This window comes from Alkalihalobacillus sp. NPDC127517 (assembly GCF_050276055.1).
GTDB lineage: Bacteria > Bacillota > Bacilli > Bacillales > Bacillaceae_D > Alkalicoccobacillus.
Map to the genome: position 1 here is coordinate 100634 of NZ_JBNNQX010000001.1, position 24149 is coordinate 124782.

General features: G+C 41.5%; 18 protein-coding genes and 1 riboswitch. Of the genes, 3 read left to right on the top strand and 15 right to left on the bottom strand.

The features are described 5' to 3' along the window. Nucleotides 1-1986, bottom strand: a complete 1986-nt coding sequence (gene uvrB, locus ACQKKO_RS00480) for an excinuclease ABC subunit UvrB (RefSeq protein WP_498643239.1) — start codon at nucleotides 1984-1986, stop codon at nucleotides 1-3. A gap of 234 nt (nucleotides 1987-2220) precedes the next feature. Further along, a riboswitch (FMN riboswitch) is annotated at nucleotides 2221-2361 on the top strand. Between the two features lie 180 nt (nucleotides 2362-2541). Here uvrB and ACQKKO_RS00485 point away from each other — a divergent pair. Further along, nucleotides 2542-3504 carry a DMT family transporter gene (locus tag ACQKKO_RS00485; RefSeq protein ID WP_498643241.1) on the top strand — a complete coding sequence of 321 codons (963 nt, stop codon included), beginning with the start codon at nucleotides 2542-2544 and terminating at the stop codon, nucleotides 3502-3504. A 35-nt stretch (nucleotides 3505-3539) separates the two neighbouring features. On the opposite strand, the gene ACQKKO_RS00490 is transcribed toward ACQKKO_RS00485, so the two are convergent. The 11 genes from ACQKKO_RS00490 to uraD form a co-directional block, all read right to left on the bottom strand. Beyond that, nucleotides 3540-4769 (bottom strand): pyridoxal-phosphate-dependent aminotransferase family protein, encoded by a 1230-nt coding sequence (locus tag ACQKKO_RS00490; RefSeq protein ID WP_498643243.1) that lies wholly within the window; start codon nucleotides 4767-4769, stop codon nucleotides 3540-3542. A gap of 13 nt (nucleotides 4770-4782) precedes the next feature. Continuing rightward, nucleotides 4783-6024, bottom strand: coding sequence for a Zn-dependent hydrolase (locus tag ACQKKO_RS00495; protein WP_498643773.1), 1242 nt, complete (start codon nucleotides 6022-6024; stop codon nucleotides 4783-4785). Between the two features lie 212 nt (nucleotides 6025-6236). After that, nucleotides 6237-6767, bottom strand: coding sequence for a (2Fe-2S)-binding protein (locus ACQKKO_RS00500; RefSeq protein ID WP_498643245.1), 531 nt, complete (start codon nucleotides 6765-6767; stop codon nucleotides 6237-6239). Beyond that, a complete protein-coding gene (gene pucD, locus ACQKKO_RS00505; RefSeq protein ID WP_498643247.1) occupies nucleotides 6764-9019 on the bottom strand; it encodes a xanthine dehydrogenase subunit D in 2256 nt (751 codons plus the stop codon). The genes ACQKKO_RS00500 and pucD overlap by 4 nt, the downstream gene beginning before the upstream one ends. A 32-nt stretch (nucleotides 9020-9051) precedes the next feature. Beyond that, the gene (locus tag ACQKKO_RS00510) at nucleotides 9052-9900 is read right to left on the bottom strand and encodes an FAD binding domain-containing protein (protein WP_498643249.1); all 849 of its coding nucleotides are present in this window, start codon (nucleotides 9898-9900) and stop codon (nucleotides 9052-9054) included. 4 nt (nucleotides 9901-9904) lie between these two features. Further along, on the bottom strand, nucleotides 9905-10519 hold the full coding sequence (locus ACQKKO_RS00515; RefSeq protein WP_498643250.1) for a nucleotidyltransferase family protein: 615 nt from the start codon (nucleotides 10517-10519) through the stop codon (nucleotides 9905-9907). Further along, nucleotides 10516-11541, bottom strand: coding sequence for an XdhC family protein (locus tag ACQKKO_RS00520; protein ID WP_498643252.1), 1026 nt, complete (start codon nucleotides 11539-11541; stop codon nucleotides 10516-10518). Before ACQKKO_RS00520 ends, ACQKKO_RS00515 begins: the two co-directional genes overlap by 4 nt. 23 nt (nucleotides 11542-11564) lie before the next feature. Then, a complete protein-coding gene (gene uraH, locus ACQKKO_RS00525) occupies nucleotides 11565-11921 on the bottom strand; it encodes a hydroxyisourate hydrolase (RefSeq protein WP_498643254.1) in 357 nt (118 codons plus the stop codon). Further along, a complete protein-coding gene (pucL, locus tag ACQKKO_RS00530; RefSeq protein ID WP_498643256.1) occupies nucleotides 11922-12896 on the bottom strand; it encodes a factor-independent urate hydroxylase in 975 nt (324 codons plus the stop codon). Between the two features lie 70 nt (nucleotides 12897-12966). Beyond that, nucleotides 12967-14313 (bottom strand): allantoinase AllB, encoded by a 1347-nt coding sequence (gene allB / locus ACQKKO_RS00535; RefSeq protein ID WP_498643258.1) that lies wholly within the window; start codon nucleotides 14311-14313, stop codon nucleotides 12967-12969. A 102-nt stretch (nucleotides 14314-14415) separates the two neighbouring features. Continuing rightward, nucleotides 14416-14925, bottom strand: coding sequence for a 2-oxo-4-hydroxy-4-carboxy-5-ureidoimidazoline decarboxylase (uraD, locus tag ACQKKO_RS00540; RefSeq protein ID WP_498643260.1), 510 nt, complete (start codon nucleotides 14923-14925; stop codon nucleotides 14416-14418). Nucleotides 14926-15079: 154 nt separating this feature from the next. Here uraD and ACQKKO_RS00545 point away from each other — a divergent pair, with 154 nt between their 5' ends. Further along, nucleotides 15080-16693: a PucR family transcriptional regulator gene (locus tag ACQKKO_RS00545; protein WP_498643262.1), complete on the top strand. Its 1614-nt coding sequence runs from the start codon at nucleotides 15080-15082 to the stop codon at nucleotides 16691-16693. A gap of 54 nt (nucleotides 16694-16747) precedes the next feature. Here ACQKKO_RS00545 and ACQKKO_RS00550 read toward each other — a convergent pair whose 3' ends face one another. Further along, nucleotides 16748-19882: an efflux RND transporter permease subunit gene (locus ACQKKO_RS00550; protein WP_498643264.1), complete on the bottom strand. Its 3135-nt coding sequence runs from the start codon at nucleotides 19880-19882 to the stop codon at nucleotides 16748-16750. Between the two features lie 141 nt (nucleotides 19883-20023). Between ACQKKO_RS00550 and ACQKKO_RS00555 the strand changes: the two genes are divergently transcribed. Then, entirely contained in the window at nucleotides 20024-20896 is an 873-nt protein-coding gene (locus tag ACQKKO_RS00555) for a TetR/AcrR family transcriptional regulator (protein ID WP_498643266.1), read from the top strand. A 414-nt stretch (nucleotides 20897-21310) separates the two neighbouring features. On the opposite strand, the gene ACQKKO_RS00560 is transcribed toward ACQKKO_RS00555, so the two are convergent. Both ACQKKO_RS00560 and ACQKKO_RS00565 read right to left on the bottom strand, forming a co-directional pair. Further along, entirely contained in the window at nucleotides 21311-22495 is a 1185-nt protein-coding gene (locus ACQKKO_RS00560) for a PDZ domain-containing protein (RefSeq protein WP_498643268.1), read from the bottom strand. 173 nt (nucleotides 22496-22668) lie between these two features. Further along, nucleotides 22669-24132 carry a S41 family peptidase gene (locus tag ACQKKO_RS00565; RefSeq protein WP_498643270.1) on the bottom strand — a complete coding sequence of 488 codons (1464 nt, stop codon included), beginning with the start codon at nucleotides 24130-24132 and terminating at the stop codon, nucleotides 22669-22671. Nucleotides 24133-24149: the final 17 nt, after the last annotated feature.

Sequence of the window (24149 nt, forward strand, 5' to 3'; positions counted from 1 at the left end):
TCACCCTTCCGCTTTCATTTGAATCACGATATCTCGTAATTCTGCCGCTCGTTCGAAGTTAAGGTCTTTTGCGGCTTGCTTCATTTCGGCTTCAAGACGCTCAATCATAGCCGCCTTATCTTGTTTGCTTAGTTTTGTTTTTGGAGCAGCAGATGCAGCATAATCCTCTGTATCCTCTGCAGCATAAGTTGCCTGAATGACCTGAGGCACTTTCTTTTGAATCGTTTGAGGAGTGATTCCGTGTTCTTCATTAAAGGCCTTCTGAATCGTTCGTCTACGCTCCGTCTCGTCAAGAGCGACCCTCATTGAATTCGTAATCTTGTTCGCGTACATAATGACGTGCCCGTTCGCATTACGTGCAGCACGCCCGATCGTTTGAATAAGCGATCGTTCCGCTCGTAAGAAGCCTTCCTTATCTGCATCGAGAATGGTTACAAGTGAGACTTCAGGAATATCTAGACCTTCTCGGAGTAAGTTAATCCCAACCAGCACATCAAATGTACCTAAACGCAGCTGCCTTAAGATTTCAATTCGTTCAAGCGTTTTTATTTCAGAGTGAAGATATCTTACTTTAATGCCAAGCTCCTTAAGATAATCCGTTAAGTCTTCAGACATTTTTTTCGTCAAGGTTGTCACCAGCACACGCTCGTTGCGAGCCATCCGGTCATGAATCTCTCCAACAAGGTCATCAATCTGACCTTCACTTGGCCGTACATCAATCGTTGGATCAAGCAATCCAGTCGGCCTGATAATTTGCTGAACCATATCTGGCGTTTTTTCGAGCTCGTAAGGTCCTGGAGTAGCTGATACATAGACAACCTGATTAACCTTTTCTTCAAACTCCTCAAACCGTAATGGACGGTTATCTAAAGCAGACGGTAAACGGAATCCGTGATTTACTAGGATTTCTTTACGTGCTTTATCTCCATTAAACATTCCACGAACCTGCGGGAGCGTTACATGAGATTCATCCATAATTAATAGGTAGTCATCTGGAAGGAAATCCATCAATGTGTATGGAGTTGCACCAGATTCTCTTAATGTCAGATGACGTGAATAGTTTTCAATTCCTGAACAAAAACCCATTTCAGCCATCATTTCTAAGTCATACCTTGTTCGTTGTTCCAAGCGCTGAGCTTCCAGCAATTTTCCTTCTTCTTGCATTTTCTTAAGCTGTTCTTCAAGCTCTGCCTCAATATTTGCCATGGCACGCTTTAGCTTTTCTTCACGCGTAACGAAGTGAGATGCAGGAAAGATCGCTACATGCTTTCGCTCGCCTCTTACTTCTCCTGTAAGGGCATCTACCTCGGTAATCCGGTCAATTTCGTCTCCAAAAAGCTCTACACGAATACACTGCTCGTCACGAGAGGCCGGGAAAATTTCAACTACGTCTCCACGCACGCGGAATGTACCACGAGTAAAGTTAATATCATTTCGATCATATTGGATATCAACCAGCTTGCGTAATAGCTCGTTGCGATCAAGCTCCATTCCTACTCGTAATGATAAAACAAGGTCTCTATACTCCGTCGGGGAACCTAGACCATAAATGCACGAAACACTCGCAACAATGATGACATCGTTTCGTTCGAACAATGAGCTTGTAGCAGAGTGTCTAAGCTTATCAATTTCATCATTAATACTTGCGTCTTTTTCTATAAATGTATCAGAACTTGGCACATACGCTTCCGGCTGATAATAATCGTAGTAACTAACAAAATACTCCACCGCATTATTCGGAAAAAATTCTTTGAACTCACTATATAACTGACCAGCAAGTGTTTTATTATGAGCCATAATTAACGTCGGCTTATTGACTTGCTTAATCACATTTGACATGGTGAATGTCTTACCGGTACCCGTTGCTCCAAGTAACGTTTGAAACTTTTCACCACTATTTAACTTCTCAACTATCGTTTTAATTGCTTCTGGCTGATCACCCTGAGGTTCATAATCAGAAACAAGTTCAAATTCTTTCTGTTCCACAAGCCAGCCTCCTAATCGAACATATGATCACATGATTAAGTATATCATAATTAGATGAAATACACACAAAAAAGCGAACGTTCGTACCCCCATTATTGTAGCCAATGTAAGACACTCACATACTCTATAAACCATCCATACCCGTTTCTTCAAAGAATAAAAATGGCAAAACTTTTTACTGGACGAATTCAGATGGGTGAGCTATGATATGAATTATCGAAATGAAAAAAGAATATGGATCTTCGGGGCAGGTGTAATTCCTGACCGGCGGTGATGTTTTTTAAACAAAGCCCGCGACTCCAGCTGCTTGCAGTTTGGACTGATCTGGTGTAATTCCAGAGCCGACGGTTAAAGTCCGGATGGGAGAAGATAATAAATAGTTCACTTTCTTTAAGTGTACCTATTTGAAGATGCATGCTTATTTGTGCTTTTTCTGACTTCAAGCCCTGATTGTCTACTAAGTTGATCGGGTTAATCAGAACAAGCGAAATCCATGCATCTTTTTTATTTCTTACGAACGATCCCATATTCAAACTACTAAAAGGGGTTTGAATCATGGAACAAACAGGACTGAAATCAAAAAACACGTTTTGGCTCATCGTCATAGGTGCTGCCTTCTGGGGCGTTAACCCGCTCTTTCGTGTGTTACTTCTTGATACATTAACATCTGCACAAATTGTCTTTATTGAACACATCTTACTTGCTTTTATTACGATTCCTATTCTCTGGTTTAATCGCCGGGAATTAAGAGGACTGAAAAAAAGTCACATTGGTGCTTTGCTTTTCATTTCTTGGGGAGGGTCAGCCTTAGCTACATTATTATTTACGGCTGGGCTAACATACGGAAATATTAATGCTGTCTTGTTGCTTCAGAAAATGCAGCCATTGTTTGCGATTGTTCTCGCTCGAATTTTATTAAAAGAGATGTTTCCACGTCACTTTACACCTCTTGTTATTGTCGCCTTGATTGGAACATACTTTTTAACGTTTGGCTTCTCATTACCTCTTGGTCATATGGGTGAAGTCATTCAAATGGGAAGTATTCTTTCATTAGGTGCCGCAGCACTATGGGGTGGGTCAACCGTAATGGGTCGTTTATTGCTAAAGCAAATGAAGTTTGAAACAGTCACTTCTTTACGATTTGTATTAGCTATTCCATTTATAACAGTCATCATGCTCATCCAAAATGCTGCTTGGACACTACCTAGTGATTCCGTTAGTATGACGTTAATTGGTGTAAACCTCTTAGTATCTGCGTTGTTACCAGGTTTGTTCAGTATGCTGCTATATTACAAAGGATTAACGAATACTAAAGCAAGTGTAGCAACACTCGCTGAACTAAGCTTCCCGATGACTGGTATGATTGTGAACTGGCTGGTTTTCCAAGAAAGCGTCACTGCTGCTCAGTTCACTGGATTCATTTTGATTTGGGTTGTACTCTTTACAATCTCTAAGCAACGTGAGATTATTGCACCTATTTCAAAGGATCCTGCACCAGTACTATCAAAAACATCCTAACAAAAAAGCCAGAATGGACCGGGTCCATTCTGGCTTTAATTTTGTTCCTCTGCATAATAGCGGATAGCCGCTTCAAGAGCCCTACCTTTCTTTATTGGCACACCGTAATAGACTAGTACGCCCTCTAGTGCACCTAAAACAGCGAGAATATTTTCTCTTCGACAGCTATACCCCATTGTTCCAATTCGCCAAATCTTTCCGTGAAGAGGTCCAAATGAACTAGCAATCTCAATACCAAACATCTCAAGTAATGTACTTCTGACCTCATCGGCTTTCACACCTTCAGGCACCTTAATACATGTAACGGTTGGGAGTTTAACTGCGTCATCTCCAAATCGCTCTAATCCCATCTCATCAAGTCCGATCATTAATGCTTTTTCATGATAAGCATGACGCTTAAAGCGCTCTTCTAACCCTTCTTCTAATACTAAACGTAATCCCTCACGCAGCGCATAAAGCATGGAAGTCGCTTCTGTGTGGTGATTTAAACGACGAGGTCCCCAATAATCTTGAAGCATGGATAAGTCAAAGTAATTACTTCGAATAAATTGGTGATTGGTCAATTTAAGCTCCTCTTCTGTTGCAATTCCCCTCTCTACTTTCTTCCGTTTAGCAATCCGTTCTTCAATTCGTTTATTGTACGTTAGTGGAGCGAGACCAGAAGGCACGGATAAGCATTTTTGAGTACCAGCGATTAATCCATCGATGCACCATTCATCCACTCGAACATCTGCTCCACCAATTGAAGCTACGGCGTCTACAATGAATAAGACCTCTTGCTTGCGGCATGCCTCCCCAACTTCTTTTAATGGCTGCATACGGCCAGTTGATGTTTCGGCATGCACTAGTGCAACAATATCTGGATTGACTTCGTTCATCGCTTCAATAATTTCCGCTGGCTCAAATACGCTACCCCACTCTTTTTCTATGACCTCCACAGTTGCTCCATATCGTTCACAGATTTCAATTAACAGATTTCCGAAGCGACCATAAACGGGTACAAGAACAACGTCGCCAGGATGAATAACACTACAAAGCATGGCCTCAATTCCAGAGCGTGACGTGCCATCAACTGGAAATGCCCATTGATTTTTTGTCTGAAATAATTGACGCAGCATATCCATCACTTCATTCATAACCTTTGTAAAGGCTGGATCGAATTGACCGACGATGGGTGTCGACATAACACGCAATACTCTCGGATCAACCTCGACTGGCCCCGGTGTTAAAATTGTGCGCAAAGGAGTTGATAAATCTTGATACATAAAATGATACCTCCTATTCATAAGCAAGCGTGTAAAGCTGTGCTTTTAAAAGTTGAAGTCCTTTTTCGAGTGATTCTGGTTCTGTCCATTCTTCAGGAGAATGACTAATTCCCTTTTGACTTGGTACAAATAAAAGCAAGGTTGGACAGGTTAATCCAAAAACCTGTGCATCGTGCCCTGCCCCACTCACCATTTTTTGAGAGGAGAAGCCGAGCGTGTCTGCATGAGATAATGCTTGTTCAACAAACACATCGCTTAAATGGACTGGTTCGATCTGTAACCAACAATCTTGGCTCATCTCCATTTCATTTTGCTTAGCTACCTCTTTAAATTGATGAATGATTGCTTCAAATTGATCTAAAACACTTGTTTGTGCGTGTCGTACATCTAAGCTTGCCTCGACCCCTCCCGCAATCACATTTGGCACATTGGGTGATGCAACTAAACGACCGACCGTCGCCACGAGTGATGGATCTAGTTGTTCGGCCTCTTTCGAGATATATGTAATAAATTCAGCAGCTAGTCGCATCGCGTCTTTTCGCATTGACATTGGTGTTGTGCCTGCATGATTGCTCTCGCCACTAAACTGAATCATATATCGTCGTTGTCCGACAATGTCGCTCACAATCCCAACATCCTTTTTCTTCTGTTCAAGGAGGATTCCTTGCTCAATATGAAGCTCAATAAATGCCTGAATGGTTTCAGCAGAGGTTTGTGTCGATACACCATGCCCAAACCCAGCCTTGACCATCGCTTGCTGGAGCGAGACCCCATCAGAATCAATAAATGTATGAGCAGTGTTCAAAATACTCTGTCCAGTAACCCATTTGGATCCCCAGAATGTAAAAGGGAAACGACTGCCTTCCTCCTCCGCTAAAGAAACAACGTCAATCGTTCGCTTAGGAGGACCATGTTCTGCAAAAAGCTCACTCGCCGCCAAAAAACTAGCTAACACACCATATGCACCGTCAAACTGTCCTCCATCACGTACCGTATCAATGTGGGAGCCTGTTAGAATAATGGAGTCTGGTTCATCTGTACCGATGTACCGTCCAAACAGATTACCCACCTCATCAAAGCGCACTGTGAATCCCCTTTGAATCATTTGTACTTGTAACGCCAACTGGGCTTCACGCCAAGACTCTGAATAAAGAAGCCTCGTCACTCCTCCGTTTTCCGTTTTTCCGAAGGTTGCTAACCACTGAATCCAATCGCTAACTGATTGTTTTGGATGAACCGGCTGTATTTGTGCGATCGTTCTCTTCCTCCTTTACTCAACGTGCTCTATTAGATTTATCATACCGATTTCAACCCAAAGGTACATTGGTGTAATCACCAAAAAACACTTTATTTTTTAGATAAAGTAACTAAAGCAAAGGTAGAAAAAAAGGCCATTCTCTGGCCTCTGTTTTTAATCAAGATTCTGGAAGGAATTCTGTAGTGAATATGTCTTCCGTTTCAAAGTCTTCATCTAATAGATTGATTTCTAGGAGTTGATTCTTTATGGCACCCCACTAGTAAATGTTGAATCGACCTGATAATTCCGCCATAACCTGTACATCGACATAGGTTGCCCGACAATGCGTCATTAATCTGTTCTTCTGTAGGATTTGAATAAGTGGTAAGCAGTGCATCGATAGCCATGACCATACCTGGAGTGCAATAGCCACATTGAAACCCGCCATGCTGGAGCATGGCTTGTTGGACCGGATGAAGCTCTTCACCCGATGTCAGGTTCTCAATTGTTTTGACTGACCTTCCTTCTACCTGATAAGCCATGGTCAGACAAGAAGCAGAGAGTTCCCCATCAATGTGCACGGTACAGGCACCACATCGGCCAATACCACATGATCGTTTTGTGCCTGTTAGTCCACATTCTTCTCGCAAGACATCTACTAACAACTTGGTTGGCTGGACTTCTTTTTGGACCGATACATCGTTCACCTGAAAGAGGATAGTCACCTCACCTAAAGCTTGTTTGTTCCCTGAATGACTCATAATTGCGCCTCCCTTTGGTTTAGAGAGTGTAGAATGAATTCAGGAGAGATTGGCAACTTATGAATTCTTACTCCAATCGCGTTATATACGGCACTTGCGATAGCTGGGGCAACACCAACCGTGCCAATTTCTCCTACGCCTCTTGGACCATAAAGATCATGCTCCGGTAACTCTTCAATTGGAATGGTCTTCATTTTAAAAGGAAGATCAGAAAGTCCAGGCATTAGATACGTATCAAGGTTTGTCGTTTCATATTGACCATCTTGCATCAGCGCTTCTTCCATTAGCGTATAACCCACTGCCATACTTCCACCACCTTCAATCTGGCCAATGTACCCATTACGATTCACAATCGGCCCCGCCGCCACTGCTTGATCAAGCTGAATCAGTTTTACTTTTCCAGTAAGGACATTCATCTCTACTCCTGCTAGCACACCACTGTACGAATATAAAAAATGTCCAGAATCAATGGGGTCTGGTGTCGTTGGAAAGTCAAAGCGTGTATCCATAACAATGTCTTCGTTTAACTCAGAAGCGAGCTCGGAGTAGGTTAGAAGAAGGCGAGGTTCGTCCTCTTCATTAACCCAAATCCCTTGTTTCCCTACTGTCAGCATTGTTTTGTCTATTCCTGATTGTAATGCAGCATATGAAATCAACTTCTTTTTAAATGGTTGCTTTAGCTTTTGCAGTGCGTGCCATACCATGCTTGTTCCTCTTGATGCTGTTGTGGAACCCGAAGTAGGAACGTGTGACGTATCTCCGATGACAATAGACAAATCGACTACATCACACCCAATCTCTTCTAATGCCAATGTTTCAATGACTGCTAGAATTCCTTGCCCTGCTTCTTCAAACCCAAAGGCAAGCTCAATCTTTCCATTCCGTTTAAGTGAGATTCTTCCTCCAGCAGGGTCAAGTCTTCCGTACCCTAACCCTCCCCCATGCATCGTAATAGCCGTTCCGAAGCCTTGGATGACGTGCGACGTTGGAGATTTTGTAGGTTGTTGTTGTTCCTTGTGTAAATGAGCAATGGCTTCTAGAACCTGGGACGCGCCATCTGTTTCAGCTATTCGTTGTCCCAGTGGACCGAGATCGTGTGCTTTACGAAGGTTTTGTTTTCTAAACTCGTACGGTTCCATCTGCAGCTTTTGAGCTAATCGATCCATTTGACCTTCCAGTGCAAATGTAACCTGATTTCCTCCAAATCCTCTGAATTCGCCGGCCACACCATTGTTTGTGAAAATGGAATATCCTTTTGTTTTAACAGCAGGGATGACGTAAGGTCCTGTCGCATGTTCCACTGAGAAATCGAGAACAGCTGGACCAAGCGTTGAGTACGCGCCTGTGTCTGCCTTGATCAACGTTTCATGCGCGAGTATCATTCCGTCTTTATCAACACCGGTTTTCATTGTAATCGTCATCGGGTGGCGCTTAATGCTACTACGAATGGATTCCTGTCTTGTTTGATGAATATGAATAGGTCGCTTGGTTGCCAATGCGAGCATCGCACCATAAGGTTGGATATTGAGTTCATCTTTGCCTCCAAATGATCCACCCATTGGGGAGGACACAATTCGAATGGTTGATTGAGGCATGTTCAAGATACGCGATAACTGGAACTGATCCTTAAACCCGTGCTGTGTTCCCACATAGACTGTAAGTTCACCATTATCTTCTGGAACAATGACGCCTCCCTCTGTCTCCATATATCCATGAAGCTGTCTTGGAAGCTCATAGGTTTGTTCGACTGTATGAACCGCATTAGAAAAAGCTTCTTCGAGATTTCCTCTCGAGTGGCCGGCTTCATGAAGGATATTACCGTTTGGGTGGAGAGCTGGATACGTTGGATCAAGAGCCTTATCTAACGTATCGATTACCGGCAGTGGTTCATAGTCCACTTCTATGCACGTACATGCATAAGCTGCTATTTCCTTTGTTTCAGCTGCGACACAAGCGATGGCATCACCAACGTATCTCGCATGGTCCGTACAAAGGACTGGCTGATCTGGCATAATGATCCCGAATCCATTTAGTCCTGGCACATCTTTAGATGTCAAAACGGCATGCACACCTGGAATGCGTTTTGCTTTTTCGGTATGAACCGCGTGTATCTTGGCATGGGCATGAGCACTTCGCAGGATCTTGCCATATAACATTCCCGGCATCTTCAGATCAGTCAGATAGGTTAAGCGCCCCGTCACCTTTGCTTTACCATCCGGACGAATTCGATTTCTCGTATCTGTTTGTTCCATTCGTCTCAAGCCCCTCCTTTTCTTAACGTTCATTAAACAAGCTCTTTTAACTCATGGTACATGAGATTTGTTGCGACTGTTTCACGGTAGGAACCTGATGTAAATGCATCCCCACTATACGTAATTTCCGAATGCAAGCACCTTTTTAATTGTTCCAAATCTAAAGTGGGAATCGTTGAAGCTTCGATAATCGATTGAGTCGTTTGCAATAGTCGAGGCGGATGATCTCCTCCTGCTACAACAAGCCGGGCAGATTGAAAGCTCTTTGCATCATCCCAACTTAAACACATCGCGACCGTAACAGTGGATGGAACAAAAGCCTCCCTTCTTCCGATTTTTTCATAAAATAAATGAGTGTTTTCAGGTTTTACAATGGGAATATGGATAGCAACTAGAATGGCTGGTTCTGTATTGTTTAAGTGCTCATCCAAAGAAATGGTTGAGTACCCGTCAGCTTTAAAGGTAGTAACCATTGCATCTAAGGCAAACAAAGCAGGCAATGTGTCGCCAATCTTATAGGAAACGTTGCCCCCGAGTGTGCCTTGATTACGGACAGCCGGTGCACCAATTTTCGAGATGGCTTTTGCAACGAGTGGTGCCATCCCTGTAAAAAGTGGGTCGCGAGTACATTGACTTAACGTAACGTTTGCTCCTACGGTGAGTGTGCCTTCAACTGTTTCTTCAATTCCTCGTAACGCTGAGATGAGATGCAAACTAATAAGTTGAGGGGCAAGAATACCAAGCTTTTCTCTTATCACCTGGACAAGCGTACCACCAGCAACAAACTCAGACTCTTTCCCATATGCTTCTTTATATTGCCAAGCCTCCTCTACCGTTTGAGGTAGCCAAACACTTGGTGGTTGAGGAATGGTCTCCTCCATTAGCTCAGCTCCCTTTTTTTGCAATAAACTCCCTATAATCTGAGGGGGTATCAATATCTTTAACGCTCGCACTATTAATGTACGTACCTTTGGAACTAAGTGAAGGTTTGCGGATCAATTGACCAGCTCCCAGATCACCTTCCAAATCATTAAACAGCGAAAATAACTGCTTTGAAAATAGAATGGGGGGTTGTGGAATTCCATTGAAACGGCTAGCTACAAATAAACGATCCTCCGATTGTTCAAAGCGACTAATAATGTGGTTAAGATGGCTGTTGGTGATTTGAGGCTGATCGGCAAGTAAAATAATGACAGCATCGGCAGCAAGTTGTTTACAGGCTTCGATTCCACTTTTAACCGAATACGATTGTCCCCTCCAAGCCTCGGGACAAACAATTATTGACCACTTATGCGACCAATCTGATTGGCTATACTTCTGTGGAGCCCATTGACAAGGGTTGTTTGGGTTTGTCACAACGATGGTATGGTTCACGTTCGACTGAAGTGCCGATGACAACACGTTTCCAGCGATGGTCCCGCCGCGAATCGGTAAACGTAATTTGTCCTGTCCCATACGTTTGCTTTGGCCTGCAGCAAGAATAATGCTAATAATTTTCATTGAACAAGCACTTTATTTACACACGTTGTAGATGAACGAATCATTTGAATGAGCTCTGCAACAATACTGACAGCAATTTCAGTAGCGCCTTGTGCTCCAATTGAAAGCCCAACAGGCGAGCGGACATCCGTTGGCACTTCTTCTTGTTCTACCAAACGCGCCGTTCGTTTAGCTGATCCAAGCACCCCTAAGAAAGAAAGCCCTCTGCCTCTAAGCAACTGAAGAAGTGTACGGTCATGCTCAAAGTGATGAGTCATAAGAATTACAAAATCTTTTGAAGAAAGATCTAACGCCTGGACTGCTGCTTTGGGAAACCCATGTAACACATGTGTCGCCTCAGGAAATCGTTCAACCGCACAAAAACTCTGTCGCCAATCCGAAACAACGACGTTAAACCCAACATCTGCGGCCACCTTAACAAGCGGGAGAGCGTCTTCTCCAGCTCCAAACAGGATTAAACGTGGCTTTGGACTAATTCGTTGAAGAAAGATGGGATTACCTACCTGTGTGTACACTTTTTTATTTGCACCTCCTAAAGATGCTTGATCTATCACATGCTCTACTTCAAGTGAAGAGAAGTGTGTTGCACTTCCAAATGGTTTTTCTCCTTCTGGAATAAATAGATAGTTGTTCTGAAAAAGGTCTTTCATCATAAGAACCTCCTTCCCACTTCGAACAAGCTTATTCACTTGCTGTAAATGCGTGAGATACCCAGACTCTATTCTCTCAAGTAGAACATGGATGATCCCATTACACCCTGCTCCCATTCCAAATGCTATGTCGTCTTCGGCGCTCATATCGTAAGTAATTGTTTGTGAGTCCTCTCCTCGTTTCACACGTTCAATCAGGTCCTGTTCTAGGCAGCCAGCACTTATAAAGCCTGATGACGTTCCATCGTTTTGGATTAACATACATGCCGATTCTTTTTTATAAGCAGAACCCTCAACATGAACAATGGTTGCAAGAAACGCTGGCAACTTTATTTGATCTAGGTGATCCAACACGACATGTATATCATTCATACCGAACCCTCCTATGAACCTTTTTAACTTCCGCGATACACTTGATATCCCCATGGTGAAACGAGCAGTGGAATGTGATAGTGATCTTTATCTGTACTTAAAAAGACTCTAGTAATCACCCATTCCAGAAAATGTGGCTTCTCATCAATTAAGCTGTGTTGCCTAAAATAAGCCCCAGTGGCGTAATGGATTTCGTATTCACCTTCAAGAAATAGCTCAGATGAAATGAGTGGGTAATCCATTCGACCATCTGCATTTGAACGTTTGGTTGAAATTAATCGTTTCTTTGTTTTTGATTCAAGAACATACACCTCTATATGAATTCCTTCAGCTGGACAGCCTCTTGTTAAATCAAGAACATGAGTCGTTAATTTAGTCATTTACCCTACACCTTCTTGAGACTGTTGTTTTTGTCTATGGTTCACATCTTCTTTAGTTACAGTAAATAGCTGGAATCCATAAGGTGGTCTCGGCTCTGTATAGACTTTCCCAACTGATCCTGGTATGTCTTCTACAATAAGGTCCCACGTATGATTCTGCGATTCAAATGACACATGTATGAGCTGTGGGAACGTTAATAGAATGCTACATCCAATTTCATAGATTAAATGCTGTATTGATTTTGTATCCGTTTGGTCAAAAATAGACGCCGCAAGATCACGAATTTGCTCGGCTGCTACATATGTGCCTGGTTGATGACCAAGCGCATCATACGCATGTTCATAAGCCCAATGAATGTCTAAATAAATAAACAATGGTCGATTGGAATCTTCGGGTAACGTAGTGTATTCATCTCTTACAAATCCAGAAAACGAGTTTCCTTGAACCTTTATCAATTGAAGATTCTTTAAGCTACTTTGTTGCTTTGTTATTTCGTACGACTGGTCCTTCCGCTCGATGAGCAGAGATGCTTGGGATTGTTCATTGTTTGATTGTTTGAAAACAAGTTCACTAGTAAAGCGCTCCCCGCCTTTTGTGACATCCATCTTCTCAAACGTGAGAAGATCTCCAGTAAGCTCTACGGATGAAATTTGATTGTATTTATCTAAAAAGGCTTTAGCGACATAATCGAGAAACCCTTCCACTGTCGATCCGTTATAGCTTCCTAGATGACGCTGAATGAAGTTTTTCATAGAGTCAGTTGCCACAACTAAAGAATTATCTCCTTCCGAAAAGGAGGGACGAAAAGCTTCGCCTGCCACCTTCACTTGAATATTTGTTGCAAATAAAATATTGGATCGCCCTTTAAAAGACGATTCTGGAATTTCTTTTATTCCCACAAGAGGAGGAAGATACGTCCGATAAGCGAGAACGCTCCCTTTCCCATATGCAACTTCATGCTCAGATTTAGTCATACCTACCATCCTTTCAGAATCGTACTAATATTCCGTCAAATAAAGTGTAGAAGAAACAGCTTAAATTTCTTTAAGCTGTTATCCAGTGTCCATTTCTTGATTGAATAGGTCCAGTCTCGCGAGAGAAAACGTTTTTACCTGATGCAAGAACCATTTCAATGCGCGCATCAAATGGTTCATTTGTGTAAAGGGAAAGAGGGTGTCTCGCATACATGTTTTCAAGTGTTACTTCATGTGGCTGTAAAGAGACAAAGACGAGATCCGCATCTTTCTCTACCTGAATTGACCCCTTGCGATGACTCAGGCCAAACCGTTCAGCTGGATGCTTTGCCGTCCAGTTCACTACATGAGAAAAATCTAGCTTTTCCTCTAAAGCAAATTGAATGGCGCCAAGCAATGTGACTCCTCCTCCATTAATACCTCCCCATGCATCAAAAATTGAATAGGTTGAAGCATTCTTTAGCTCGGCCGCGCATGGTGAATGATCAGATGTTAAAAAGTCAATTCGTCCCTCTTTCATGGCCTGGCGAAGTAGAAGATGGTCTTCCTTTTTTCTAAGCGGCGGTGCACACTTTGCAAGGTTTTTCTTTTTAGATAAAGCTTCATGTGAAAACAGTAAGTAATGAGGACATGTTTCAAGTGATACGTTCATCCCTTGTGCTTTTGCCTGTTCAATTCTTAAAACAGCCTCCACACTGCTTATATGTACAAAATGTAGAGGGCAGCCCGTTATTCTTGCATATTGTAACGCTCGTTCGACAGCCTCGACTTCAGCTTCAATCGGACGTGATGCTAAGTAGTCATCGTAAGAATCTCTCTTTTGCCTCTTCATTTTCTCAGTTAAAAAAGTTGTCATTGGTCCACTTTCAGCATGAAGAGCTAGCACCTTACCAAGCTCTGCAATTCGGTCCATACCTTCAATTAAATCCTGATCTCCTACAGATTCAAATTCCTTATTTCCTGTTGGAGACAAAAAGGCTTTAAAGCCCAAACATCCAGCTTCAGACAATCCAGCAAGCTCATGTTGATTCCCTGGAACGAGTCCACCCCAGAGACCAAAATCGACAATTGATTTTTCTTTGCCTAATTCCGCTTTATCAATTAGATCTTTTTTTGTAATGGTGGAAGGAATGCCGTTTAAGGGCATATCAACAAATGTGGTCGTTCCACCTGCCGCAAACATACTTGAGCCGGTTTCAAAGCCTTCCCAGAACGCACGGCCCGGTTCATTTAAATGAACGTGAACATCTACTGCTCCGGGAAACACGTATTGTCCATTTGCATCTATTTCTTTTACTCCCTGTTTGGAGATACGCTCGGAAAGCTCAGCAACTGTTCCATTTTTAATACCGATTTCCCTTTCCTCTATCCCTGTTTCCAACACAACCTTTGCATTGCGAATCACTATATCGTACATGTTACTCCTCCTACATCCACAACAACGCTCGGGTACATTGATCGTAGCACTGTTCTCTTTTTTTCGGGTGTCCTTATCAGATTATCTTCCAATCTTTTTCATCTACTCTTGAATACATTCCTTTAAGCGGAATAAGGCAATTTTGTCTACTTCCGTTAGTGCAGTCGCAAACTCCGTTTCAGGAGAGTGAAGGATTCTTCTTTCCATTTCATTGTAAATCTCCTGCTTATGTTTACCTTTTACAGCTAAAATAAATGGAAACATAAAGGTATCCATATAGCGTTTGTTTAGTGTCTGAAAGTTTTTATATTCTTCTTCAGTTAACTCAGTAAGGCCCGCTTGGCCTTGTTCTGCTTTTGATGAGTCTGTCATCTGAATTCTTTCTCCAAGATTCGGGTGCGCACAAAGTAGGTTTATCTTGGTTACTTGATCTGATTGACTTACTTCAATCTTCATTGCTTCATGTAGAGATTGAATGGATTTAAAAGGTCGACTATTCACCACTTGTTCAGCCACCCAAGGAGAATCCTCATAGATCCCTGCAAGGATTTCGATAAATTCATCAGGAGAACATTGATTAAGCTGGCCAAGTATATGTTTTCTCAATGACATCGTACCTTTCTACTTTGATTTTCATTAGTTTACGGAACCGAGCACCGTCTGTCATTGGTGAATGTGACTAAATTTTTAAAAGAAACAGTCATTTCTTCCAGAACGAATCTGCCTATGCTACGATAATAAAAAAGATGTTGATTGGGAGAGTGAGATGAAGCTAGAAACCTTACTTACACGCGAACCATTTACTCAGCTTTCTGTGATTGCCGGCCATTCTGGACTCACCCATGATATCAGTCATGTGACAATGATGGATGCGCCAGATATTTTACCTTATTTAAAAGCAAACGATCTTCTTGTTACAACAGGCTATCATTTTAAAGATCAGCCCGAGGAAATGGCTCATTTAATTGAAGAAATGAGTAAAAGACACTGTGCAGGGCTTTTTGTTAAAACAGAACGCTTTATCCACACACTCCCGCAACAGGTTATTGATGTTGCGAATGCACTGGCGTTCCCTATTTTGAACCTTCCATCAGACTGGTCTCTCGGTGACACAGTAAACCAACTGCTATCCATTATTTTAGATAAACGGACAAACGAGCTTCGTCACGCCATTGATACGCATCGACAATTTACATTACAAATGATGAACGGAAAAGGACTGAATACATTACTTGCTCGATTGAGTGGGCTCATCCAACGTCCCGTTACCCTAACCAATTCATATTTAACGCAGATTGCCGGGCAGGAACATTTGCTTAAGTCGATGCCTTATTTAACAGAGCTTGCACAGTATGGATATTTGCTGCTTCCTAAATCAACCGAAGTTTCATTTTGTGATATAGCGAGCAAACAAGAACTGACCGTTTATCCAGTCCACAAGCATACAAATCAGCCAGATCTTTTATTTATTAAAGATACAATCGCTCCTTCTGACCATGTGAACCGACTGACCATAGAGCAAGCTGTAAATGTGTTATCCTTTGAACGGATTCGAGAAGAAGCCGTCAAACAGACCACTCGCCGAATTCGAAATGAATTCTTTTCAAACTTTCTCGATCAGACGTATTCAAGTACAAGGGAAATGGAGAACAGAGCAAGTGAGTTTGGTTTGCCGGTTGAGCAAGAATACATTTGTGCAGTAGGAGAATTAGATCCCCTGCATGACATGTGGAACGATCAAAGCCATCATAAAGAAATGGATCAGCTTTATGACTTCCTAGAAAATGAATTGCAATCATTAGTTGTCCCTTGTTATCTTTTTACAAAAGGAGAACAATTAATTCTCCTTCTTTCTGTGAATGAGTTAATGGAAGACACACAAGCATTCTGTGAATCCTTTTTAGAGCTTCTTCAATTACGATTGTCTCGTTTTTATGAAATGACTGTTTCGTTTGGAGTTAGTCATGTTTGTTCATCCTTCTTTGCAGTACATCAAGGCTTTGAGGAAGCACAAAAAGCATTGTTTCAACAGAGTGGCTGGCGCCAACCTTCCTCTATCCACTTCTTTCAGTCCACCGATATCAGTGGCTTACTCAGAATGATTCCTGAGAAAGAATTAATTGGCTATTATCATCAGACCTATAAGCAATTGCGGTTAGATTACTTAGATGAAGATCAAACACTGCTGCATACACTGTTTATGTACATGGAATGCCAATGTCAGATCTCCGAAACCGCCAAACAGCTTTTTGTTCATCGTAATACTGTGGTCTATCGTTTAGAAAAGTGTGAGGAGTTATTACAAACCTCATTAAAGGATCCAGAATTCACGTTGCAAGTACGTACTGCTATGCGAATTAAGCAATTAATCGAATCATAGATGTCATAAAAAAACGAACCAGCCCATGTAAGCTGGTTCGTTTTTTAACGATTGTTACTCTTTTACTACACGTTTTTTCAATTTCATTAGTAACTCATAGACTAATGGCACAATTAACAAGGTAAGTAGGGTTGAACTTGTTAATCCTCCAATAACAGTGACTCCAAGCCCTTTAGAGATTAATCCTCCGCCTTCAAATCCAAAGGCTAGTGGGAGAAGCGCACCAATTGTTGCAATGGCTGTCATCAGAATCGGACGTAGTCGCGTAGATCCTGCTTCAAGTAATGCTTCCCGTGTAGACAAGCCTTCGTTTTCTTGATGAATGACTCGGTCAATCAATACGATTGCATTTGTTACAACAATCCCAATTAACATGAGTGCACCAATCATAGATGATACACTAATTGTCTCACCAGCAATGAGTAAGGCGACAAGTGCGCCAATTACGGTAAATGGCAGTGAAAATAGGATTGCAAATGGAGCTAACCCTCCACCAAATGTTAAGACAAGGACAAAGTAGACAATGGCAATGGCTGCAAGCATGGCTAGACCAAGCTGAGTAAATGATTCCTCAATATCAGCAGACACGCCGCCCATTGATACGTCTACACCAGTAGGTAGATCCAGTTCATCTAGCTCTGATTGCACGGATGTTGCCACTGCACTAATATCATTACTTGTGATTTTTCCTGATGCGTCTGCATAAATGTCGCCATTTCGTTTTGAAATCGTATTTGGAGTTGTTCCTTCCTCCACATTTACGACATCGCGAATTGTAATCTCTTCGCCAAGTGCCGTAACAATTGTTTTGTCTAGTAATTCATCAATGCTCTCAAACGATTCTTCCTCTGATTCAACAAACACGTCAAGCTCTGCTCCATCTTCGTTAACAGTTGTGAGAACTTCACGTTGTCCCTGGTTTGAAAGAGCCATTCCGACTTGGGCAGCTGTTAAACCATTTTTACTCAACTCATCTGCATCAGCTATTAAGTTAAACTGATCATATTGTTCAGACAGACTTGTATCTAAATCCGAAAGATCATCTTGCTCGGATAACAGTTGTTCAACTTCTTTTACAACCGGTTCAATGACTTCAATCGATGGGCCACTTACCTGCACAGAAAGCTCACTTGAGCCTCCAGACATGCCAGTAAAGTCTTGGTTTGCCCAAGTACCTTTTTCCGTCATTGCTGTTAGTTCATCCATTACCTTTTCTTGTTCATCTACAAACCCTTTGAAATCATCAGCATATTCCACAAAGATAATTGATGAGTTAGATGGACCAAAGCTCATCGGATTGTCTCCACCTATAGATAATTGAATCAGCTCAACACCCTCACGTTCGGTAAGGAAGGTTTCTGCTTCTCCAGCAATCTCCTCCACTTCTGATAGAGTCTGACCTGGTTCTGGATTATAGGTAATGTACAATGCTTTTTCCTCATCTGCCGGTAGGAAGCTCACACCAACAGCAGGGACTAAGAACAAACTACCGATTAATAAAGCAATCGCCACAATCGATGTAATCCATTTATGGTTTAGAGACCAATTCAACACATATTTATATCCATTAGATAGTCGGCTTGGCTTTTCCTCATGTGACATGTTGCTTTTACTTAAGCCCTTTTTAAACATTGAATGAGCCATCATAGGCACAATCGTAATCGCAACTAATAATGAAGCAAGTAGCGCAAAGACAACCGTTAAAGCGAATGGTAGAAACAGTTCGCCAACCATTCCTTCTACTAACCCTAGTGGCAAGAAAACAGAGATTGTAACAATGGTGGACGAAAGAATTGGCATAAACATTTCTTTTGTGGCATCCACAATTAACGCTTTTCCTTTTAGTGGTTCATCCGCCATACCCATCCGCCTGAAAATATTTTCGATAACAACAATGGAATCGTCAATGACTCGGCCAATTGCAACGGTCATTGCTCCAAGCGTCATGACATTTAACGTAATATCCATTTGATTTAAAAGGAGTATCGCAATTAGCAGCGATAACGGGATCGAGATGACTGAGATGATTGTTGTTTTCACATTTCGTAAAAACAGCAAAATGATAATCATCGCAAACAATGCACCGAATAACGCTTTGCTGATCATGGTTTCAACGGATTCTTTAATTGGTTCACCTAGATCAAGTGTAGAAACAATCTCAAGTCCATCATATTTTTTCTCAAGATCTGCAGCTGCTTCAAGTGCTTGATCAACGACATCAACCGTATTCGCGTCTGCTGTGCTGACAATTTGAAGGCCGATTGCATCTTTTCCATTTGTTCTAGAGATAGAGCTAGATTCATTTACAACTTCAATATCTGCAAGCTCTCCGAGTGAGATCGTTGGAATCTCAATATCAACTGGTAGATCCTGTTCCCCAACTGGAGGCATTCCTGCTTCTGCACCCAAATCCATATCCATAGGGGGCTGTTGTTCTTCTCCTCCACCTGGACTAATTGGGATCGCAATAGATTCAAGATCCTCAATCGTATTCACATCACCATCAATGACAACAGACTGTTCTTGGTCTCCAAATGTATATAATCCAAGTGGGAAGGTCACATCTGAGCCTTGAATGATTTGTAAGACGGTTTCTTCATCCAATCCGTTAGCTACAAGTTCATCCTCATCAAACCGAAGCTGAACCTCTTTCACTGACTGTCCACTTAAACTAACAGAGGCAACACCATCTAATCCTTCTAATGTTGGTGCTACATCGTTCTCAACTAAATCAGTCAGTTCAGTAAGCGAATCCTCACCAGACGCACTTAATGTCAGGACAGGAAAGGCTGTTAAGCTTAACCTGGATATTGAAGGATCTGTCACGCCATCAGGAAACTCCTGACCATCTAACGCGTCTTTCACTTCTGTTAGTGCTTCATCCATATCCTTACTAAATCGGTATTCTATTTGAATTGATGAAGCATTTTGAAAGGAGCTAGAGGTGACGTTTGAAACACCATTTAACCCTTCCACCTGCTGTTCTATCGGTTGCGTTACTTTATCTACAACTTCCTCAGGTGTAGCACCTGGATAGGTTGTTGAGATCGTAATAATTGGTGTATTAATATTCGGAATGGTTTCCATCTTCATGTTTAAACCAGAATACAGACCGGCTACTACAACCATAATGGTGAGTAACCATAAAGCAAACTTATTTCTTAATGAAAACTCAATAATCTTTTTCATTGTTTCCTGTTTCCCCCTCTTTCTATTCTTGACTTCCATTTACTTAAGCGTATATAATTTGACCACCTAGTCATTACTCACCTTATGTTAGTTGACCAGATAGTCAGAAGTCAAGAACAAATCATAAAAGGAGTTGAAAAAATGACCGATAAAAATAAGCTTATTATTGAGAATGCGATAAAACTATTTTCAACAAACAGTATTTCATCCACATCGATTCAAGATATCGCGACTGAAAGTGGTATTTCTAAAGGCGCTTTTTACTTACATTTCAAATCAAAAGATGCCTTAGTTGTTGCTATTATTAACTATTATTCTGATTTAATAACCAGCTGTATCCAGAAAAGTGACTACGATGAACTTGCGTCAAGAGAACAATACAACCACAAGCTCACTGATCTATTTGAATCCATTCTCAATCACAAAGACTTTATTCTTGTTCAAATGAAAGACCCTTCCATCCCACTAACAGATGAGATGAAGTCAAGCCTCAAGCGCCTGAATTATAAAATGACTCAATTCCATCAAAGTTATTTGGTTGAGCTGTATGGTGAGCAGATAAAGCCTATCCTCTGGGACTTAACACTGATCATTGATGGATTATTTCATTCATACCTAAAGTTTTTAATTCATGCACCAGTAGTAGAAATTCGCACGCTTGTACCGTACATCTTGGAGAGAGTCGATTCCATCGTTCGTGGATTAAAACCTGAGGATGCTCTGTTAAAAGAAGAACAAGTAGCTTCTGTTTTATCTGACTTTTTTGAAATAGATCACTCAATCTCGGTTTCAGATACGCTCAAAGAGATACGAAATGTCATTAAAAAGTTCGATAATCAAGATGAACTTTTTGTATCCGTCGACATGCTTGAAGAAGAATCTCAAAAAGACAATCCACGTTTACCGATCATTCAGGGAATGCTATTAAATTTACACAATGAACCTGGATTGCGAAAACTGATTCAAAGACTTGTCACCCATTATGAACTCAATGACTCACTATTCAATGACTAATTAGTCATAATTTAAATGCTTCTAAAAATTGTTCATATCGTTTTTCAACTTCTTCTGGGGCTGGAACGGCTTCTAACAATTCTTGGATGGAATATGTTTGTCCTCCCTTTACTACGAGAGAAATGCGTTGTGTTGCTCTTATATCTAGTAAAGGGTTTTCTTTTAGAACGAGCTTATTACAAAACATTAGTGTGAATAGCAAAACGCAAACATAGCACAATATCCGTTACAGTGTCTTCACCGCGTTCTCTTCCATAGAAGTCTCAGGTTCTCACCCGCTTGTTCAAATAAAATCACGAATGGCGAATGATTCGATCGTAGAATCATCCGCCATTTTTTCATTAATTATTATTAATGTTTCAGAACATGATAAAAAAGCTTTGAGTGTGATACTCAAAGCTTTTACTTTATCCTTTATGTAACCGAGTTTGATAAGGATACATCTTTCTTTACTAACAACACACCAAGCTGGTGGTGCTCACTATCATACAGTGCACCTTGTTCGAAACGGACTTCTTGATCATAATCGAGAACATCCAATTTACAAAAAGCAGAATTGGCCTGAAGTGCTTCATAGAAGCTTGTCTCATCCACAACTTTACGCCCGTTTACTTTCACAATCGTCTCTCCAACTTTTAATTCTAGTTTTTCAGCCAAACTTCCAGGCAAGACTCCAAGGATCGTGCACCCTTCCGTTCGCTCAACATACATAGGCAACCCTTTTTTATCGCGATCCCTTGCCACATGCCATAGATATTCTCTTCCGATGATTGCAGCTCCTGCTACAATGTAAGCCACCCACCCAATGAATAGGGATGAAATAGCTAGAAGAAGCAATACGATTCCAAAAACGAGTACCTGCCTCCCAGCGGAACGGATGGCGTCCTTTGGAAGAGAGGAGGTTACCTTTTGCTTAAATCCAATTAAAAATGGAACGAATAGTGGCTGCAGCTCCATTCCCGCAATAGGGAGTACTGGCCAATAGTCAAATGTCGGGATTATACCATTTGGAATAAATACGATGAGTGGAAGAAACCAAATTCGTTCTGATAAATGAAAACCAATCCATTTCCCTCTTGATGCTCTCTCAAGTCTTGGCGAGGTGTACATCGTTCCATTTTTTTGAATAAGAATTCCCTCGGCCATCACTAGCAACCCGAGTAATAGAGATAAAATCGGTATAAGCCTGTCCAATTGCATCGTATCTATGTATTCATTTATAAAGGCATACTCTCCCGTAAATGGGATGACTGCTAAAACAATGATTGTTAATCCAAGTATGTATGACGGCGAAAGCCACCTAAGCTGAAATGTAAGCATAATTAGAAACATGATGATCATCATGATGGCTAATGCCTGCCACTCCAATACAAATCCAATACCTACTAATAGAACAGACAAACATAACCCTATAACTAAAGCCGGCCAAAAGGGCACAATAAAATCTGCCAATCGACGATAAACCCTTGTATGAAAAGACGACCGTTCTTTTTTTACACGTTTTGAAGCGATAATGTATACAAGTAGCAATCCAACATAAGTAATTGGATTAGCGAAAAAACTAGCTAATGCGATTAAGATCGTTTGAACGATTTCCATTGACGCCCTCCCCCAGCTTATATGTTCTACACATCTTATAAAAAGACTGCCTCCTTGGAAACATGAATCTGCGCCCTTTTGCAGGAGCATACAGAAAACATAACCTGCTTTCCAATGGGGACAGTCTTTCATCAGTGCTTATCTCTTAACTCACGAATTGAGCATACATCTAATTAGTTAATCTGTTCAACTGCCACGTCAATGGCTTTTTGTAGCTGTGAATCATTTTCTGCTTTACGGATTTCCTCTACAATTCGTTCTTGAAGGGCTGTAGCTGTTTCCTGGTTAATCTCTCCACTAGCTTCAAGGCCTTCATCCTCTTGGAATGACTTTACTGCATCAACTGTTTGTTGATCAAAGTAGCCATCCTCACGACCAGGGTTGTAGTCCAAGCCTTTTAGAATGAATTGAGCGTTTTTAACTTGTTCTCCAAGTGAGTCAAAAACGATCGGAGAATCCTCTTCAACAGAAACAGCTGTTGAGAAGAAGTATTCAGGTTGAGTGACTTCAATGGTTGGTGTCACACCTTCTTGGTTAATGCTGTTCCCATCTGGCGTTAACCATCTCATCATCGTCAGTTTTAAATCACTGCCATCACCTAGATCAACTGTTTGTTGAACCGTTCCTTTTCCAAACGTTGTATTTCCTACTAGGTCGTAACCGCCAGATTCTTTTAATGCAGCAGCTAAGATTTCAGATGCAGAGGCACTTCTTTCATCGATTAGACCAATGATTGGGTAATCCTTTGCTTCTTTTAATTTTGAAGTATATCCTGTACGTGCTCCATCACGATCCTCCGTTTGAACAATGGCTTTTTCATCCGGAATGAGCTCATCCCCAATTTGCTCAACTGCATTTAAATAGCCACCTGGATTTCCGCGGACATCAATAATTAAAGCATCCATTCCATCCTGTTCTAACTCCTGCAGTTGGTCTTTAAAGTTAATCGCTGTGTCTTCAGAGAACGATGTAATCTCAAGTAACCCAATCGTTTGACCATCTTGTTCAAATGTTTGCGTTCGAACCGTCTCAATAGGAATGGTATCACGTTCAACTGGGACATCTAACAGCTCTGAGCTGCCATCTCTCTCAATCGTTAGTCGAACCGTTGTTCCTTTTTCACCACGAATTTTAAGGACTGCTTCATTCACAGAAAGGCCTTCAATATTTTCACCGTCAATCTCAATGATTCGGTCATTCGCCTGCAGGCCCGCTTGCTCTGCTGGTGAGTCGCGGAAAGGGGATACAATGGTAACCTTCCCATTAATCATACTTACCTCAGCACCAATCCCTTGAAATTCAGAGCCAAGCGACTCTACAAATTCATTGGCTGTTTCTTGATCCATATAATCCGAAAATGGATCTCCTAATTCATCAATCATGCCAGAGATAGCCCCTTCAATTAATGCTTGACGGTCAACTTCCTCCACATATCGATCCTCAATCGTATTTAAGGCTTTCTCAAACTTCTTCATTAACTCGTCGTCATTAAGTTCTACGACTTCACTTTCTTGTGAATCGTTGTTACCCATATTGATTGGAGAAGCATTTGTTGCAAATTTTCCAGTTAGATAATAACTTCCCGCCCCAAAGATCGCTACAAGTATTACAACAATAAACAACCGTTTACTGTTCACCTTCACCACTCCCATGT

Coding starts and splice junctions, on each gene's coding strand:
- ACQKKO_RS00485 (WP_498643241.1), top strand. CDS start 2,542: ATGGAACAAACAGGACTGAAATCAAAAAACACGTTTTGGCTCATCGTC.
- ACQKKO_RS00490 (WP_498643243.1), bottom strand. CDS start 4,769: ATGTATCAAGATTTATCAACTCCTTTGCGCACAATTTTAACACCGGGG.
- ACQKKO_RS00500 (WP_498643245.1), bottom strand. CDS start 6,767: ATGAGTCATTCAGGGAACAAACAAGCTTTAGGTGAGGTGACTATCCTC.
- pucD (WP_498643247.1), bottom strand. CDS start 9,019: ATGGAACAAACAGATACGAGAAATCGAATTCGTCCGGATGGTAAAGCA.
- ACQKKO_RS00510 (WP_498643249.1), bottom strand. CDS start 9,900: ATGGAGGAGACCATTCCTCAACCACCAAGTGTTTGGCTACCTCAAACG.
- ACQKKO_RS00515 (WP_498643250.1), bottom strand. CDS start 10,519: ATGAAAATTATTAGCATTATTCTTGCTGCAGGCCAAAGCAAACGTATG.
- ACQKKO_RS00520 (WP_498643252.1), bottom strand. CDS start 11,541: ATGAATGATATACATGTCGTGTTGGATCACCTAGATCAAATAAAGTTG.
- uraH (WP_498643254.1), bottom strand. CDS start 11,921: ATGACTAAATTAACGACTCATGTTCTTGATTTAACAAGAGGCTGTCCA.
- pucL (WP_498643256.1), bottom strand. CDS start 12,896: ATGACTAAATCTGAGCATGAAGTTGCATATGGGAAAGGGAGCGTTCTC.
- allB (WP_498643258.1), bottom strand. CDS start 14,313: ATGTACGATATAGTGATTCGCAATGCAAAGGTTGTGTTGGAAACAGGG.
- uraD (WP_498643260.1), bottom strand. CDS start 14,925: ATGTCATTGAGAAAACATATACTTGGCCAGCTTAATCAATGTTCTCCT.
- ACQKKO_RS00545 (WP_498643262.1), top strand. CDS start 15,080: ATGAAGCTAGAAACCTTACTTACACGCGAACCATTTACTCAGCTTTCT.
- ACQKKO_RS00550 (WP_498643264.1), bottom strand. CDS start 19,882: ATGAAAAAGATTATTGAGTTTTCATTAAGAAATAAGTTTGCTTTATGG.
- ACQKKO_RS00555 (WP_498643266.1), top strand. CDS start 20,024: ATGACCGATAAAAATAAGCTTATTATTGAGAATGCGATAAAACTATTT.
- ACQKKO_RS00560 (WP_498643268.1), bottom strand. CDS start 22,495: ATGGAAATCGTTCAAACGATCTTAATCGCATTAGCTAGTTTTTTCGCT.